General features: G+C 70.7%; 14 protein-coding genes. 4 read left to right on the forward strand and 10 right to left on the reverse strand.

What is annotated here, in order from left to right; all coding sequences use genetic code 11:
• Positions 1-6 precede the first annotated feature (6 nt).
• The 6 genes from AC31A1_RS04340 to AC31A1_RS04365 all read right to left on the reverse strand — a co-directional run bounded on the left by AC31A1_RS04340 (position 7) and on the right by AC31A1_RS04365 (position 6,912).
• Entirely contained in the window at positions 7-1,257 is a 1,251-nt protein-coding gene (locus tag AC31A1_RS04340; protein ID WP_489651916.1) for an FAS1-like dehydratase domain-containing protein, read from the reverse strand.
• A 44-nt stretch (positions 1,258-1,301) separates the two neighbouring features.
• Positions 1,302-2,798 carry a class I adenylate-forming enzyme family protein gene (locus tag AC31A1_RS04345; protein ID WP_489651917.1) on the reverse strand — a complete coding sequence of 499 codons (1,497 nt, stop codon included), beginning with the start codon at positions 2,796-2,798 and terminating at the stop codon, positions 1,302-1,304.
• A gap of 29 nt (positions 2,799-2,827) precedes the next feature.
• Entirely contained in the window at positions 2,828-3,931 is a 1,104-nt protein-coding gene (locus tag AC31A1_RS04350) for an acyl-CoA dehydrogenase family protein (RefSeq protein ID WP_489651918.1), read from the reverse strand.
• Entirely contained in the window at positions 3,922-4,395 is a 474-nt protein-coding gene (locus AC31A1_RS04355; protein WP_489651919.1) for a VOC family protein, read from the reverse strand. Before AC31A1_RS04355 ends, AC31A1_RS04350 begins: the two co-directional genes overlap by 10 nt.
• A gap of 8 nt (positions 4,396-4,403) precedes the next feature.
• Positions 4,404-5,603 (reverse strand): cytochrome P450, encoded by a 1,200-nt coding sequence (locus AC31A1_RS04360; RefSeq protein WP_489651920.1) that lies wholly within the window; start codon positions 5,601-5,603, stop codon positions 4,404-4,406.
• 76 nt (positions 5,604-5,679) lie between these two features.
• Complete coding sequence (locus tag AC31A1_RS04365; RefSeq protein ID WP_489651921.1) at positions 5,680-6,912, reverse strand: CaiB/BaiF CoA transferase family protein; 1,233 nt, start codon at positions 6,910-6,912, stop codon at positions 5,680-5,682.
• A 113-nt stretch (positions 6,913-7,025) separates the two neighbouring features.
• On the opposite strand from AC31A1_RS04365, the gene AC31A1_RS04370 reads away from it, so the two are divergent.
• Positions 7,026-8,345: an acyl-CoA dehydrogenase family protein gene (locus AC31A1_RS04370; RefSeq protein WP_489651922.1), complete on the forward strand. Its 1,320-nt coding sequence runs from the start codon at positions 7,026-7,028 to the stop codon at positions 8,343-8,345.
• Positions 8,342-9,118 (forward strand): SDR family NAD(P)-dependent oxidoreductase, encoded by a 777-nt coding sequence (locus AC31A1_RS04375; protein WP_489651923.1) that lies wholly within the window; start codon positions 8,342-8,344, stop codon positions 9,116-9,118. Before AC31A1_RS04370 ends, AC31A1_RS04375 begins: the two co-directional genes overlap by 4 nt.
• On the opposite strand, the gene AC31A1_RS04380 is transcribed toward AC31A1_RS04375, so the two are convergent.
• From AC31A1_RS04380 to AC31A1_RS04390, 3 genes are read right to left on the reverse strand one after another with little or no spacing between them, the layout of a single operon-like run.
• A complete protein-coding gene (locus AC31A1_RS04380) occupies positions 9,115-10,140 on the reverse strand; it encodes a phosphotransferase family protein (protein ID WP_489651924.1) in 1,026 nt (341 codons plus the stop codon). The two genes, AC31A1_RS04375 and AC31A1_RS04380, sit on opposite strands and share 4 nt — an antisense overlap.
• On the reverse strand, positions 10,137-11,648 hold the full coding sequence (locus AC31A1_RS04385) for a class I adenylate-forming enzyme family protein (RefSeq protein WP_489651925.1): 1,512 nt from the start codon (positions 11,646-11,648) through the stop codon (positions 10,137-10,139). Before AC31A1_RS04385 ends, AC31A1_RS04380 begins: the two co-directional genes overlap by 4 nt.
• 41 nt (positions 11,649-11,689) lie before the next feature.
• Positions 11,690-11,998: a hypothetical protein gene (locus AC31A1_RS04390; RefSeq protein WP_366496467.1), complete on the reverse strand. Its 309-nt coding sequence runs from the start codon at positions 11,996-11,998 to the stop codon at positions 11,690-11,692.
• 129 nt (positions 11,999-12,127) lie between these two features.
• Between AC31A1_RS04390 and AC31A1_RS04395 the strand changes: the two genes are divergently transcribed.
• Together AC31A1_RS04395 and AC31A1_RS04400 are read left to right on the forward strand one after the other, a co-directional pair.
• A complete protein-coding gene (locus tag AC31A1_RS04395) occupies positions 12,128-12,901 on the forward strand; it encodes an enoyl-CoA hydratase/isomerase family protein (protein WP_489651926.1) in 774 nt (257 codons plus the stop codon).
• Between the two features lie 64 nt (positions 12,902-12,965).
• On the forward strand, positions 12,966-13,970 hold the full coding sequence (locus AC31A1_RS04400) for an LLM class flavin-dependent oxidoreductase (protein ID WP_489651927.1): 1,005 nt from the start codon (positions 12,966-12,968) through the stop codon (positions 13,968-13,970).
• Between the two features lie 77 nt (positions 13,971-14,047).
• On the opposite strand, the gene AC31A1_RS04405 is transcribed toward AC31A1_RS04400, so the two are convergent.
• Complete coding sequence (locus tag AC31A1_RS04405; RefSeq protein ID WP_489651928.1) at positions 14,048-15,307, reverse strand: amidohydrolase family protein; 1,260 nt, start codon at positions 15,305-15,307, stop codon at positions 14,048-14,050.

Below are 15,307 nucleotides of genomic sequence, written 5' to 3' on the forward strand. Positions count from 1 at the left end.
TGCCGGTCACTTGACCGCGAACCGCGCCAGCTCGTGGGCGACCATGCCGTCCAGGTCCGGGGCGGGCGGCACGGGAAGGTCGACGGCGCGCCCCCGACTCGGCAGGAGCACAACTGCCGTACCTGGCGTGGTGACTTCACCGCGCTGGTTCTCGCAGCGCACCTCGATGTGCACCTCGCCCCGCCCGTCCACCAGCTGTTTGTCGACGACCGTGCCGCGTACCCAGGTGGTGTCGCCGAGGTAGTTGAACCTGCGGTGCTCGCAGCGGAGTTTCCATAGCCAGCCGTCGTCGCCGATCCAGTCGGTGAGGAGATGGCAGAGCCAGGTCTCGCGCATGCCGCCGTAGTCGTAGGGGCCCGGCAGGCCCAGTTCCCGGGCGCGTTCGGGTTCCCAGTGCAGGCGTTGGACGGTGTCAGGGACGCCCAGCCGGTTGGGCGGGTACAGACCGGGAGCTTTGCGTCGTACGGCCGCGGCGATCCCGAACGCCCCGGGCGGGGTGAGCTGCATGCCCCAGCCGAGGTGCCAGACGACCACGTCCGTGGTGGTCAGCGGCCCCTTCACCCGGGGTTGCAGTTCCTCGCCGACCTCGACGTCCTCCCAGTGACGGGGTTCGGCGCCCCGCCTGCGCTCGGCCGCGTATGCCGCGTCGATCTCGGCGAGTCGCTCGGGCGGGTACGGCTGCTGTTCGAGCGCCTCCTTGGCCCGCTTCTTCGACGTGTGCCGTTCGGCGTTGATCCAGGTGCCGCGTCGCAGGGCGTGCATCTCGCCGCGCCCGTTGGCGTAGAGGTAGTCGCGGACGACGTGTGCGGTACGCCCGCCGAAGTTGCTCCGCTTGAGCCGGACCCCTACCTGGGTCTGCAACACCCGGCAACGGTCGCCCAGTTGAAGGGGCCGCCACCACTCGAACTCCATCACGGCCTGGTAGGAACCGAGCCCCGCGAAGGGGTCCCCCTTGAGCAGGGCCTTGGTCTCCGGGTCCGGGGCCGGGGCCGCGTCCTCCCCCATCGTGTAGAGGAAGGTCGGCGGTGCGACGAGGGAGCCCCAGCGGGTCTTCGCCGCGTATTCGGGGTCGCAGTACAGGGGGTTGGCGTCGCCGTAGCCGTAGGCGAAGTGGCGCGAACCGTCCCACGTCACCTCGTAGTTGTGCGGTGGATTGCGTTGCGGCTGGGGTACGCCCAGGCGGCGCCGGGAGCGTTCGACCGCCTCGTCCGTCAGCACGCCGAACCGCTCGGCCGCCTTCTCCTCGGTACCACTCATCGCTCAACCTCCTTGCTGGACACTGCGGTTCCTCCTTGGGACGCTCAGGCTTTGCTGTGTTCGGCGAGCCGGGCCCGTACGAGGTCGAGCAGTTCGACGCGGCTCACCTTGCTGGACGGGGTGCGGGGCAGCGCGTCGAGGACGACGATGTGGGCGGGCACCTCGTACGGGGTGAGGTGGGTGCGGCACAGTGCGGTGAGTTCGGCCGCGTCCGGTGCGGGCCGCCCCGGTTCCGACTCGACGGCCGCGACCGGTACTTCACCGAGCCGCGGGTCGGGCAGTCCGGCAACCGCCGCCTCGCGTACGGCCGGGTGGGTCTCCAGGACGCGTTTGACCGTCTCCGGCTGGACTTTGAAGCCGCCGCGGATGATGGCGTCGTCGGCACGGCCCTCGATCCACACGAACCGGTCGGCGTCGATCCGGGCCAAGTCGCTGGTCCGCACCCAGGTCCGGCCGCCGTGCGTGCTCTGCTCGGTGCGGACTTCGAGCCGTCCGCTCCGGCCGGCCGGCAGCTCGGTGCCGTCCTCGCCGGTCACCCTCAACTCGACGCCGGCGAAGGCGCGTCCGGCGCTGCCGGCCTTGCGCTGCCACCAGCGGTCGTGCAGGGGCAGGGTCCAGCCGGCGACGGCTCCGGCGAACTCCGTTGCGCCGTAGGTCATCAGGACGGGGATGCCGTACGTGCGGAAGAAGGCGTCGGCGAGTTCCGGCGGGCAGGGTGCCGTGCCGGAGGTGACCACCTGGAGGGTGGCGAGGCGTTCCTTTGGGACGTTCGCGTCGAGTACGGCGCGTATCGCGGCCGGGACCAGGCTCGCCGCGCGGAGCCGGTGGCGTTCGACCGCGCTCACCCAGGGGTCGACGGCGAACCTCGGCATCAGGAGCATGCGGCGGCCGGTGGCGAGGCAGGCCAGAGCCCGCCACAGGCCGCCGATGTGCACGAGAGGCGTGGCCACTAGTGATGCCGACTCCGACAGGAGCCTGCTCGGCTTCGGTGTCTGGCCGCCGGAGACGAGCGCCTGGTCGAGCTGTCCGATGCGCAGGTGGACGCGTTTCGGTGGGCCGGTGGTGCCGGAGGTGAGCATCTCCACGGCGACCCCCGGGCGCGTCGCGGCCTCGGCGGGTGCCGTGCCGCCCGCGGGCCGTAGGGTCCCGTCGGTGCCCAGCTCAAGGGCCGCGCCGTACGCGGTCACGGCGTCGAGGACGCCCTCCCGGGCGAGGACCTCGGCGCCGGACACCACGACCGGTGGCTCGCAGCGGGCGATGTCGGCGGCCAGCCGGGACGCGGGCTGGAGCGGGCTGAGCATGACCAGGCAGCGCCCGGAGGCGATCACCGCGGCGACCGCGGCGACGTGCTCGGGCCGGTTCTCCAGGACGACCCCGACGCGGGCGCCGGTGTGCAGGCCCATCGCGTCGAGTGCCTCGCGGAGTCCCTGCGCGGTCCGCTGGACCTGCCCCCAGGTCCACCAGCTCCGGTCGTACTCGATCGCCTCGGCAGCCGCGGGCGCTTCCGCCAGCAGGCGGGACAGGCGGTCGCGAATTCCCACGTGATCAGCCTTTCGACAGGACGTCGGTCTCAGATTCCGACCAGGTCGGCCAACCGGGTCCGGTGCGCGGCCGGCCCTCCGAACAACTGCTCCGACGACTTGGCGCGCTTCAGATACAGGTGCGCGTCGTGCTCCCACGTGTAGCCGATCCCGCCGTGGATCTGGATGTTCTCCTTGGCCGCGTGGGTGAAGGCGTCCGCGCAGCAGGCCGCGGCGAGGGCAGCGGACACCGGCAGTCCGGACGAGCCCTCGGCGGCCACGGCCGCCGCGTGGTAGGCCGCCGACCGGGCGGCCTCGACCTGGACGAGCAGGTCCGCGCACTTGTGCTTGACGGCCTGGAAGGAGCCGATGGGCCGCCCGAACTGCACGCGGACCTTCGCGTACGCCACGGCCGCGTCGAGACAGGCCCGCGCTCCGCCGACCTGTTCCGCGGCGAGCGCCACGGCCACGAGGTCGAGCACGGTACGCAGATACGTCGAGGCGTCGCCGTCCGGGCCGATCCGCCGCGCGGGCGCGCCGTCGAGGTCGACGCGCGCCAGCCGCCTGGTCGGGTCCAGGGTCTCCAGCCGCGTCCGGGTCACGCCGGGCGCGTCCCCGTCGACGGCGAACAGCCCGGGTCCCACACCGGTGCGGGCGACGACGAGCATCAGGTCCGCGGTGTGGCCGTCGACGACGAACATCTTGGTGCCCGACACCGTCCCGTTCTCTGCGGACGTCTCGATGTCCTCCAGCCGCCACGAGCCGCTCTCCTCCGCGAGGGCCAGCGTGGCGGTCGTCGAACCGTCGGCGATCGCGCGCAGCCAACGGGCCTTCGCCGCCTCGTCGTTCGAGGCCGCGAGGGCCTGTCCGGCAAGTGCCACGGTCGCGAAGTACGGCGACGGCAGCAGCACCCGGCCCAGCTCCTCCAGTACGATCCCCAACTCGACCGGCCCGCCGCCGAATCCGCCGTAGGCCTCCGGCAACACCAGTCCGTGCAGCCCGAGTTGGTCGGCCATCTGCCGCCACAGCCGGGGGTCGTGGCCCTCTTCGGAGTCCATCGCGCGGCGCACCGCCGCGCTCGGGGCCTTGTCGGCGAGGAAGCGCCGTAGTGTCGTACGGAGTTCTTCCTGCTCCTCGGTGAACGTCAGTGCCACGTCGGTGCCTTGGAGCGGAGATAGGCGCCGAAGTCCGGCATGCGGGTGCGGTCGACGATCTCGATGCGGACGCCCGACGGGTCGAGGTGGTAGGCGAAGATCGCCATGGAGCCGTCGACCACCGCGCAGGCCTCCAGCGGGAAGCCCGCCTCCTCCAGCCGTTTGGACGTCGTCGGCAGGTCGTCGCAGAAGTAGCCGAGGTGATGGGTCGCGATGTGCCCGGCCGGCGTCCACGGCGTCCCCGGGATCTCCTGCACGAGTTCGAGGTGCGGGGCGTCCAGCGAGTACGCGAAGCGCAGCGGGAGCACGCGCTCGCCGTCGGCCAGGCGCACGGTGAGGTCGTAGGCCTGGGTCTCGGTCCAGCGGTGACCCGCGATCCCGGTGAACCAGGCCTTCCCCGCCTCGACGTCCGGGACCACGATTCCCGTGTGGTACAGGTCTGTTGCGTTGAGAGGTGAGGGCATGGCGTCGCTCACCACTCCAGCCGGAGCTGCTTGATGCCGTACATGTTGCCGTGCTGTTCGAGGTCCTGGCCGGGGGTGATCCCGTAGTCGGGGATGCGCCGGTGCCATTCCTCGACGGCCACGTTGAGTTCGAGGCGGGCGAGGTGGGAGCCGAGGCAGCGGTGCGGGCCGGAACCGAACGCGATGTGGTTGGTGGACTTGCGCCGCAGGTCCACTTCGAGAGGCCGGTCGAAGCGCTCGGGGTCGCGGTTGCTGACCGCGAGCGGCAGCATCACCATCTCCCCCGCCCTGACCGGGCAGCCGCCGATCTCGACGTCCTGTGTCGCCTTGCGGGCGGGGACGACGAACGAGTAGACGCGGAGGATCTCCTCGACCGCCGTCGGGATCAGCGACGGATCGTCGACGATCGCCCTGCGCTGTTCCGGATGCGTGGCGAAGTGGTACAGGGCCCAGCCGATGGAGATCGGCACCGTGTCGAAGCCGGCCTGGAACAGCAGGACGCAGAACGCGTGCATGTCCCGGTCGCTGATCGGCTCGTCGTCGATCGTCCAGGCCATGGCGCGGGACAGCAGGTCGTCGCGGGGTGCCTCGCGGCGCAGCGCGATCTGCTGCTCGAAGTAGTCCGACACGGCGTTCATCGCGCTCAACTGCCGCTCGCCGTGCGGGTCCTCACCGTGGGACAGGTGCAGCAGGTCGTGGATCCAGTCGAGGAACTGCGGGAGGTCCTCCTCGGGCAGTCCCATCAGACGCATGAAGATCAGGGTCGGGAAGCGGCGGGCGAACGAGTCGAGGACGTCGGCGGAGCCGCTGTCCTTCAGTCCGTCGATCAGTCCGGAGGCGACCTCCCGGATCTCCTGTTCGCCGGCGGCGACGGTCTTGGGCGAGAAGGCGCTGCCCAACAGGCGCCGCCACGCGGTGTGCTGGGGCGGGTCGAGCATTTCCGGGATCCACAGGAACCTGGGGTCGGGGTCGAGCGCCGTCACGGACTGGTTGGAGAAGGTCCGCCAGTCCTGCAACGCCTGCTGCACGGCCGCGCCTTCGGTGACGACCCAGTACCCGCGCGCGGTGGTGCTCCGGAATCCGGAGTGGGTGCGGGCGATCTCGTCCCAGCGTTCCTGATGGCTCAGGACCGGGCCGCCGAGCCGGTTGTCGAAGTGGTACGCCGGGATGCCCTGGTGGGTCCCGTCGGGTTCGAGTGTCGCGCTCATCACGGCTCCTCTCGTACGGTGTTCGGGCTGCGCACGGCGGCCGGATCTCTTACGGCGGCCAGGTCTCCTGCCGCGGTCATGTCGCCGCGCCGTCGATCTTCAGCGCGATCAGCTCCTCGTCGGAGAGACCGAGCGAGCGCAGCACCTCGTCGGTGTGCTCCGCGAACTGCGGTGCCCGCGTGATGTCGGCCGGGGCCTCGTCGAACTGGACGGGGCTCGCGACGAGTTCACGGCCCACACCGTCGGCGTCCACGACCGGGGCGATGAGTCCGTTGGCGCGCAGCGAGGGGTCCTGGCCGACCTCCCAGGCGTTCTGCACGGCCGACCACTGGCCCTCCCCGCGGGAGAGGATCCGGACCCACTCCGAAAAGGTGCGGGAGGCGATGAGTTCGGCGACGATGTCAGCCGCCTGTGCCGCGTTGGCCATCAACTTCTCGGTGCTGTCGAAGCGTTCGTCGGTGCCGAGTTCTCCGCGGCCGGCGAGTTCGCAGAACTCGGCCCAGTAGCGGCCGGGTTGGAGCATCGACAGTTCGATCCAGCGTCCGTCGGAGGTGAGGTAGGCGCCGATGAGCGGGTTGGTACGCGATCCGTGCCGGGGCTGGATGTTCACCGGCAGCGGTCCGCCGTTCATCAGTGCCATGTTGACCGTGAACTGGGTCGCCCACGCGCCGACGCCGAGCAACGACACGTCGACCACGGACGGTTCGCCGGTCGTCGCCCGGGAGTAGAGGGCGGCGGCGATGCCGCCGGCGATCGTCATGCCGCCCATCGAGTCGCCGTAGGCGCCGGCGGGCATCCGGGTCATCCGGTCCGCGCCCGCCGGTGTGACACCGGCGGCGCTGCCGCCGCGCGCCCAGAAGGCGGTGCTGTCGTAGCCGCCCTTGGTGGCCTCGTCGCCTCGCGGGCCGAAGCCGCTGCCCCGTACGTAGATGATGTCCGGGTTGATCGCCCGGATGTCCTCGACGTCGATGCGCAGTTTCGTGCGCGCCTCGGGCAGGAAGTTGGTCAGGAACACATCGCTGCGGCGGACCAGTTCCTCGAACGCCTTGCGGGCCGACGGCTTCTCCAGGGCGAGGCCGACGCTGCGTTTGCCCCGGTTGGGTCCCTCCACGATCGGGAAGAACGACGACCCCTCGCTGGTGGCGTCGTAGCCGAGGACCCGGACCAACCCCCTCTGTCCGTCGCCGCGTTCGGCGTGCTCGATCTTGATCACATCGGCGCCCCAGTCCGCGAGCACGGCGCCCGCCGCCGGGACGAAGGTGAACTGGGCTACTTCGAGAACGCGAACGCCCTCCATCGGCCTGCGCATCGACCAACTCCTCATACTCAATCTGCCGTCACGCGCTCCGAGTATGGACCGAACCTCGCTAAAAAGTATACTGTTTTGCCGTCACCGACCGACCCGCACCTTCCGGAGGGCCGATGCTGGACTTCTCGATCGAACCCGAGTTCCAGGCCAAGCTGGACTGGGCGGCGGCCTTCGTGCGGGAGGAGGTCGAGCCGCTCGACCTCCTCTTCCCGCACGGCGGTGACCCCTACGACACGCGCAACGAGAAGGCGCGCGCGATCCTGCGCCCGCTCCAGGACCAGGTCCGCGCGCAGGGTCTGTGGGCCTGCCATCTCGGCGCCGGACTCGGCGGCGCGGGCTACGGCCAGGTGAAGCTCGCGTACCTCAACGAGATCCTCGGCCGCTCCTACTGGGCCCCGACGGTCTTCGGCACCGCCGCCCCGGACACCGGCAACGCCGAGATCCTGGCCATGTTCGGCACCGACGAGCAGAAGGCGCGCTATCTGCAACCCCTGCTCGACGGGGACATCGTCTCCACCTTCTCGATGACGGAACCGCAGGCGGGGGCCGATCCCAAGGAGTTCGCGTGCCAGGCCCGGCGCGAGGGGGACGAGTGGGTGATCGACGGGGAGAAGTGGTTCTCCTCCAACGCCCGGTACGCGGCCTTCCTCATCGTCATGGCCGTCACCGACCCGGAGGCCGCGCCGCACGCCCGGATGTCGATGTTCGTCGTCCCGGCCGAGACACCCGGCATCGAGATCAAGCGCAACGTCGGCACGATGGACGAACGCGACTCCCTCGACGAGGGAATCCACGCCTACATCCGTTACGACCGGGTGCGGGTCCCGCTCGACGCCATGCTCGGCGGCCCCGGCGAGGGCTTCAAGGTCGCGCAGGCCCGGCTGGGCGGGGGCCGTGTGCACCACGCGATGCGCACCGTCGGCAAGTGCACCCGCGCCTTCGACATGATGTGCGAGCGTGCGCTGTCCCGCCGGACTCAGGGCACTCTTCTCGCCGAGAAGCAGGCCGTGCAGCAGTTCATCGCGGACTCCTGGGTGGAGTTGCAGCAGTTCCGGCTGCTGGTGCTGCACACGGCCTGGATCATCGACACCCAGCCGCACGGCGCGGCCCGCACCCAGATCGCGATGTGCAAGGTCCAGACGGCGAAGGTGCTGCACGACATCATCCAGCGCGCCCTGCACCTGCACGGCTCCCTCGGCACCACCAACGAACTCCCGCTGGCGAAATGGTGGATGGCCGCACCGAACCTGGCCCTCGCCGACGGCCCCACCGAGGTCCACCGCACCACGATCGCCAAGCAGTTGCTGAAGAACCGCCGGCCGGCCGAGGGACTGTTCCCCAGCGAGCACATCCCGCCCAGGCTGGAGGCCGCCCGCAAGCGGTACGCGCACATCCTCGACGACGAGAGCCTCTCCGGCCGGGCGGACGCATGAGCGACGGGCGCGACACCAAGTCCCTTGCCCCGGCCGACCTGTTCGACCTCTCCGGAAAGGTCGCGCTCGTCACGGGCGGCAGCCGCGGCCTGGGTCTCGCGATGGTGCGCGCCTTCGCCGGCGCGGGCGCCGACGTCGTGATCGCCAGCCGCAAGCTCGACGCGTGCGAGACCGCGGCGGCCGAGGTCCGCGACCTGGGCCGGCGTGCCCTGCCGGTCGCCGCCCACGTCGGCCACTGGGACGACCTGGCACGCCTCGCCGACGCGGCCTACACGGAGTTCGGCAGGGTCGACGTCCTGGTCAACAACGCCGGCATGTCGCCGCTCGCCCCTTCCTCCGCCGACACGAGCGAGGAGCTCTTCGACAAGGTGATCGGCGTCAACTTCAAGGGGCCGTTCCGGCTCGCGTCGCTGATCGGGCAGCGGATGGCCGACGCGGGCGGCGGCTCGATCATCAACGTCTCCTCCTCCGGCGCCCTGATGCCCCAGCCACGCTTCGGCCCGTACGCCGGAGCCAAGGCCGCCCTCAACGCCCTCACCACGGTCTTCGCCCTGGAGTACGGCCCGGCCGTACGGGTCAACACGATCTCGGCCGGGCCGTTCCTCACGGACATCTCCAAGGCCTGGGCGGAGGAGAAACGGCAGACGACGCGCAGCGCGATCGGGCGTCCCGGGCAGCCGGAGGAGGTCGTCGGTACCGCGCTGTACCTGGCGAGCGACGCGTCCAGTTACACGACGGGGGCGCTGATACGGGTCGACGGCGGGCTGTACTAGCCGAGCAACTCCAGTGCCTGGTCCAGCAGTTCGGGCAGCGCGGGCAGCATCCGCCGGTGCATGGCGTTCACCTGCCCGGTCCTTCTGCCCCGCTTGATCAACAGCGCTGTCGCGGCCGACTCCTTGTACTTGGTGAGTGCCTCGAACCACGGCAGGTCCCGAAGCGGTTCGCCCCGCGACTCCTCGTAGGCGTCGACCAGTTCGGCCCCGCCGGGCATGCCGGTGGGCTCGTCCGACAGAGAGGCGGGGTGACGGGCCTCGTCGGTGAAGAAGGTCAGCCAGGTCATGTCGACCCGAGGGTCGCCGCGCGACCAGATCTCCCAGTCGATGACCGACGTGACCGAGCTGTCCGCGCACAACGTGTTTCCGAGCCGGTAGTCGCCATGGGTGAACACCGGCGTCATCGCGGCGGGCACGGTCGCGCGCAACCGTTCCGCGACCACCTCGTGGCCGGTGCGCAGGTCGTCGGAGACGGTGCCGAACGCCCGCGTCCAGCGGTCGATCTCTCCGGCGAGCGTCACCACCGGCTCCGCCGCGAGCGCCGTACGCGCCGGATCCACCCGGTGCAGAGCGGCCAGCATGCGCGCCGCGTCCAGGGCACGCCCCCGCACTTCCCCCGGGGTCAGCGTGCCGCGCGGCACCAGCACCGGCTCGACGCACTCCCCCGGCACCAGTTCCATGGCCACGAAGGGCTGGATCTCCGGGGGTGCGCCCGCGTCGCAGAACAGCACCTTCGGCACCCGGACGCCGGGCTGTCCGGCCAGGGCCGCCATGAGCCGCGCCTGCCGCAGCACGTCCCGGTTGCGGACCGGGGCCAGGCCGGGCGGGGCCACCTTGAGGACGACGCGTTCGTAGCCCGCCGGGACACCCACCAGGGCCGCGACGTACGTCAGGCTCGACGTGCCGCCGGTGAGCGGTTCGACGCCGTCCACCGTGGCACCGGGTATCCAGCCGCCGACCACGGCGGCCGTGCGATCCGTCAACTCCCTTATCAGGGCAGGGCTGTTGGTGGCGACGCTCATGGCTGCCCCTTCGTCCCGTTCCCGGGTGCGGTCAGTGCCGCCACGATGTCGCGGCGCACCAGCTTGCCGGTCACCGTGCGCGGGAGTTCGGTCCAGTACGTGATGCGGTCCGGGGTCTTCGAACCACGCAGCGTGCCGCGTACGGCCGCGCGCAGAGCCCCCGCGTCGGCCGTCGCGCCGTCACGCGGGACCACGACGGCCTCGATGCGCTGGCCCCACTCCTCATCGGGGACGCCGACGACGACGGCGTCGAGCACGTCCGGGTGCCGCAGAAGAACATCCTCGATCTCGGCGGGCGCGATGTTCTCCGCGCCGCGGATGATCGTGTCGTCGGTTCTGCCCTCGATGTGGAGGTAGCCGTCCGCGTCGAGGCGGCCCCGGTCGCGGGTGTGGAAGAAGCCCCGCTCGTCGACCGCGGAGCCCTGCCCGGCGTACTCCCCCGAGACCTGCTCGCCGCGCACCCAGATCTGCCCGGTCTCCCCCGCGCCCAGCGACTCCCCGGCCACGTCGCGGACTTCGATCTCGATCCCCGGCACCGGCAGTCCCGCCGAACCGAGCCGGGCCCGCACCGCGGGGTCGTCGCTCGCGACCGCCGCCCGGTGTTCGGCCGGGCCCAGCACCGAGACGGTGGACGAAGTCTCCGTCAGGCCATAGGCGTTGACGAAGTCCACCTGCGGCCAGGTGCGCAGTGCCGTCTCGATCACCCGCACCGGCATCCTGGCGCCACCGTAGGCCAGCGAACGCATGGAGGGCACCGAACGGTCCAGCCCCGCCGTGTCCATGATCCGGGCGAGCATGGTCGGCACGACCATCGCGTGGGTGATCCGCTGCTCCCGGACGAGGGCGAGCCAGCCCTCCGGGGTGAACTGGTCGAGGGTGAGGGTGCGCCGGCCGGCGTAGAGGTTCGTCAGCACATGGGAGACGGCGGCTATGTGGTACGGCGGCACACTCATCAGCGCCGCCTCGGCCGGGTCCGCCGCGGCGAACTCCACCGTGCCGAGCACGTACGACACGAGGTTGTGGTGACGCAGGACCACGCCCTTCGGGGCCGAGGTGGTCCCGCTGGTGTAGATCAGTACGGCGGGAGCGTCGGGCTGTCGCGGCTCGATGTCGCCGTCGGTGTTCGCGGCTGCCTCCGTGAGCCATTCGGCCGGGCTGCGGACCGTCAGTCCGGCCCGGCGCGGTGCCGCGTCCTGGCCGGGAGCGGCGATGGCCAGCGCGCGCGGGTGGTTCGCGAGGAGGGCATCCAACTGCTCTTCGCCCAGGCGGTAGTTGACCGGGACCAGTGGCACCCCGGCGTGGGCCGCGGCGAACTGGGCGACGGCGAAGGCCGGGCCGTTCGTCGCCAGGTACACGATCGCGTCGGCATCGGCGGCGCGGACCGACCGGGCCCCGCCGGCGGCCAGTTCACGCAGCCGGACGGGGGTGAGCCCGTCCTGTGCGCGGCCGATCACGACCCGGTCGCCGAAGCCCTCGGCGGCCATGTCCAGGATCATCGAGACGTTCATCGGCGCACTTCCCGCTTCCCGTTTCTCAGTCTTCCCGTTTCTCAGTCCGAGGCCGGGAGCGGCTTGGCGCTCTTCACCGGCAGGGGAACGCCGTTCACCGCGAGCGTGCCCTGTCCCTGTTTCGTGCAGAGCAGTTCGAGGCCGAGGTCCTCGTCGGCGTAGCGCTTGCCGAGCAGTGAGCCGCCCATCAGGTCCGGGTCGGCCGTGCCGGTGACGGCCCCCGGCGCTGTTCCCTCGATCATCGCGGCACCGCCGCAGGTGACGTCCAGCTCGCTGTCGGGGCAGCGCACGACGATCACCGCCGTCGTGTCAACCGTACTGGCGAGCATCTGTCCCACTCGTGGCCTCATCGCAGCTTCCTCCGCGGATCTTGTTCCGTTCCGGGCGCCCGAAGACCAGAAAAAAGTATACTACTTACCTCGATCGCGTCGAGATGACGAACCGAGCCGACCTACCGAGCTGACGAACGGAGTCGCCGGATGGATCTCAAGACCGTCCTGTTCGAGGTGACCGACCATGTCGCCACGGTCACGCTGAACCGGCCGCAGGCCATGAACAGCTTCAACCAGCAGATGCTCGACGACTTCTCCGCGCTCTGGGACAGGGTGAAGGCCGACGACGACGTGCACGTCGTCGTGTTGCGCGGATCGGGCGAGCGCGCGTTCAGCACCGGCATGGACGTGAAGGAGGGGATCGACCGGCATCCCAATGTGTGGTCGCAGACCGACCCCGGGGAGTTCCTGTCGCCGAAGCTGAACCAGGTGTGGAAACCGCTGGTCTGCGCGGTGCACGGGATGGCCGCCGGCGGCGCGTTCTACTGGCTCAACGAGGCCGACATCCTGATCTGTTCGGAGGATGCGACCTTCTTCGATCCGCACGTCAGCTATGGACTCACCGCTGCCCTCGAACCGATCGGGCTGGCCCGCCGCATCCCGCTCGGCGAGGCCCTGCGCATCGCGCTGCTCGGTCTGGACGAACGCCTGTCGGCCGCACGCGCTCTCCAGATCGGCCTGGTCAGCGAGGTGTTGCCGGGCGAACAGCTCTGGGACCGCGCGGACGAGATCGCGCGCGTCATCGCCGCCAGACCGCCGGCCGCGATCCAGGGCACGGTCCGCGCGATCTGGGAGTCCCTGGACGCGACCCGCACCCAGGCGCTGCGCACCGGACTGTCGTACACCCAGATCGGCAATCCGATCGGAAAGGCGGAGGTGGACCGCGCGGCGGTGCCCCGCGGGCGGTGGACACTGCGCTGACACTCCCCTACGCTCCATAAAACAGTATCCTTTTTTATGACGTTCCCATGGAGGGCTGGCTCCGATGCGCTTTGGCATGCCCTGGCCGGGCCGCGAGGTGGCACGTGAGGCGGAGGAAGCCGGTGCGGGCGCCTTCTGCGCCGGCGAGTTCGTCGACCACGACGCCTACCTCACCGTCGCCGAGATCGTCGCGAACTCCGAGCACGCCCTGGCGGGGCCCGCCATCGCCTACGCCTTCGCCCGCACCCCGTACGCCCACGCCACCGCGCTGCGCCAGCTGCACGCCCAGGCACCGGGGCGGCTCTTCCTCGGTCTTGGCAGCGCCGCGTTCCGCATCAACCGCGACTGGCTCGACGTGCCCGCCGACCGGCCCGTGGCCCGGATCGCGGAGACCGTCGGCGCCGTCCGCGCCTGGCTGCACGCGGAGAACGGCGAGAAGGTCCACTACTCGGGCGAGTTCCACTCGATCGACGCCGACGTCCGCGCCCCCGTGCTCGGCCGGCTCGACATCCCCGTCCTGCTCGCCGCGTTCAACACCCGCATGGCCGCCACGGCGGGCCGGGTCGCCGACGGCGTCATCGGACACGGGCTGTTCACCGACTCCTGGTGGAACGACGTCGTACGCCCCTCCGTCGAGCGCGGCGCGGCGGACGCCGACCGGAGCGAGCCGCCCCTGGAGCACGGCTGGGTCATCACGGCGGTCGACGACACCGCCCCCGAGCGTGCCGTGGCCGACGCCCGGCGCATGATCGCCTTCTACCTCACGGTGAAGACGTACGACCCGTTCGTGGCCCACCACGGCTGGGAGGGCCCGGTGGAGCAGCTGCGCAAGGCGTTCCGGGCCGGGGACACCGACGCGATGGCCGCCGCCGTCACCGACGAGATGCTGACGGGGATCGCCGTGTGCGGGACGACGGCCGACGCGAAGGCCATGCTCGCCCGTCGGGCCGGTTCGCTGCCTCGTGACGTCGGCTATTTCGCACCGCCCAGCTTCCTGGTGAGCCACAGGCGCCGGGCCGCGTACGCCCGTGCCTCCCTCGCCCTCATCGGCGAACTGCCCACGCCGTGAGAGAAGCGGCGGGCGGCACCCTCGGGCCGCCCGCCGCTGCCATCGCGTTTCAGTACCCTGAAACGCCGCTTTGCGGGTCAGGCGTTCTCGGTGACCGGGGCGAGCTTCCGGCTCTTGTCGAAGTGCACGACGTCGGCCAGGGTGCCGCCCAGGATGGCCGCACGGTCCTCGTCGTTGACGCCCTCGAAGTTCTCCGCGATGCACTCCGCACTGCTGCGGAAGGTCCCCTCCGCGTGCGGATAGTCGTTGCCCCACATCACCGTCGACAGACCGGTGATGTGACGGGCCTTGACCGCCGTGGGGTCATCCGCGAACTGCACGTGGATCTGGCGCCGCACGTACTCGGTGGGCTTGAGCGGGTAGGGCCACTTGTCGTTGATCGCGAACAACCGCCCCATGGAGGGCTGTTCGGTCGCCGGACGGTTGTCGTCCCAGAAGCCCAGCCACCAGTCGGGGTCCTGGCCGGTGCCCGTCTTCCACGCCTTGTCCATGTAGCCCATGAAGGAGACCAGCCAGCCGGCCGTGTACTCGATCAGGTTGAAGTGCAGGTCGGGGAAGCGCTCGCACACCCCGCCGCCGACCAGGCTGGCGATGATGCCCTGCGGACCCGCCACACCGGCGCCGGCCGCGAAGCCCATGGTCCGGCCCGCCACCATGTCGTCGGTCAGGTTGCCCTTGCCCATGTTCATGGACGTCATCAGCCCCCGGACGGTCTGCGCCGTCCCGGAGATCTCCTCCTTGACCTTCACCCCGCCGGTGGCCACGTGGATGAAGACCGGCAGGTCGTGCGCCTGGGCGGCGGCCCAGATGGGGTCGTACTCGCGCGCGTAGTACGGCAGGGGCGGGATCTCCGGCAGCAGGATCGCGCCGAGGCCCAGCCTCGCGATCCGCTCGATCTCTGCCACGGCCGCGGGAACGTCCGTGATCGGGATCGCGGCCGTGGGGCGCAGCCGGTCCTTGTAGGGGAGATAGCGCTCGACGAGGTAGTCGTTCCACACGCGCGCGTGGGCCATCGACAGCTCGTGGTCGTCGGTGAACAGGACGAACAGCGAGAGGTTGGGGAACATGACCGAGGCGTCGACGCCGTCGAAGTCCATATCCCGGATGATGTGGTCGGGATCGCCGTCCGGGGTCTCCCCGCCGGTCTGGCGGTACTTGGAGATGGTCCAGCCGTCGAACCCGATGGTGTGGAGCTTCTTGAACTCCGTGTGCCCGCCCGGCACGATCGGCTCGTCGAGGGTGAACTCCTCTTCCCAGAGGGCGCGTTCACGCAGCTGCTTGGGCAGGCGGGTCTTGAACAGATCGACCGGCTCGATGATGTGCGAATCGCCGGACAC

This window comes from Streptomyces sp. P5F9 (assembly GCF_057961495.1).

Coding starts and splice junctions, on each gene's coding strand:
- AC31A1_RS04390 (WP_366496467.1), bottom strand. CDS start 11,998: ATGAGGCCACGAGTGGGACAGATGCTCGCCAGTACGGTTGACACGACG.
- AC31A1_RS04360 (WP_489651920.1), bottom strand. CDS start 5,603: ATGAGCGCGACACTCGAACCCGACGGGACCCACCAGGGCATCCCGGCG.
- AC31A1_RS04375 (WP_489651923.1), top strand. CDS start 8,342: ATGAGCGACGGGCGCGACACCAAGTCCCTTGCCCCGGCCGACCTGTTC.
- AC31A1_RS04340 (WP_489651916.1), bottom strand. CDS start 1,257: ATGAGTGGTACCGAGGAGAAGGCGGCCGAGCGGTTCGGCGTGCTGACG.
- AC31A1_RS04385 (WP_489651925.1), bottom strand. CDS start 11,648: ATGAACGTCTCGATGATCCTGGACATGGCCGCCGAGGGCTTCGGCGAC.
- AC31A1_RS04400 (WP_489651927.1), top strand. CDS start 12,966: ATGCGCTTTGGCATGCCCTGGCCGGGCCGCGAGGTGGCACGTGAGGCG.
- AC31A1_RS04395 (WP_489651926.1), top strand. CDS start 12,128: ATGGATCTCAAGACCGTCCTGTTCGAGGTGACCGACCATGTCGCCACG.
- AC31A1_RS04380 (WP_489651924.1), bottom strand. CDS start 10,140: ATGAGCGTCGCCACCAACAGCCCTGCCCTGATAAGGGAGTTGACGGAT.
- AC31A1_RS04370 (WP_489651922.1), top strand. CDS start 7,026: ATGCTGGACTTCTCGATCGAACCCGAGTTCCAGGCCAAGCTGGACTGG.
- AC31A1_RS04355 (WP_489651919.1), bottom strand. CDS start 4,395: ATGCCCTCACCTCTCAACGCAACAGACCTGTACCACACGGGAATCGTG.
- AC31A1_RS04365 (WP_489651921.1), bottom strand. CDS start 6,912: ATGCGCAGGCCGATGGAGGGCGTTCGCGTTCTCGAAGTAGCCCAGTTC.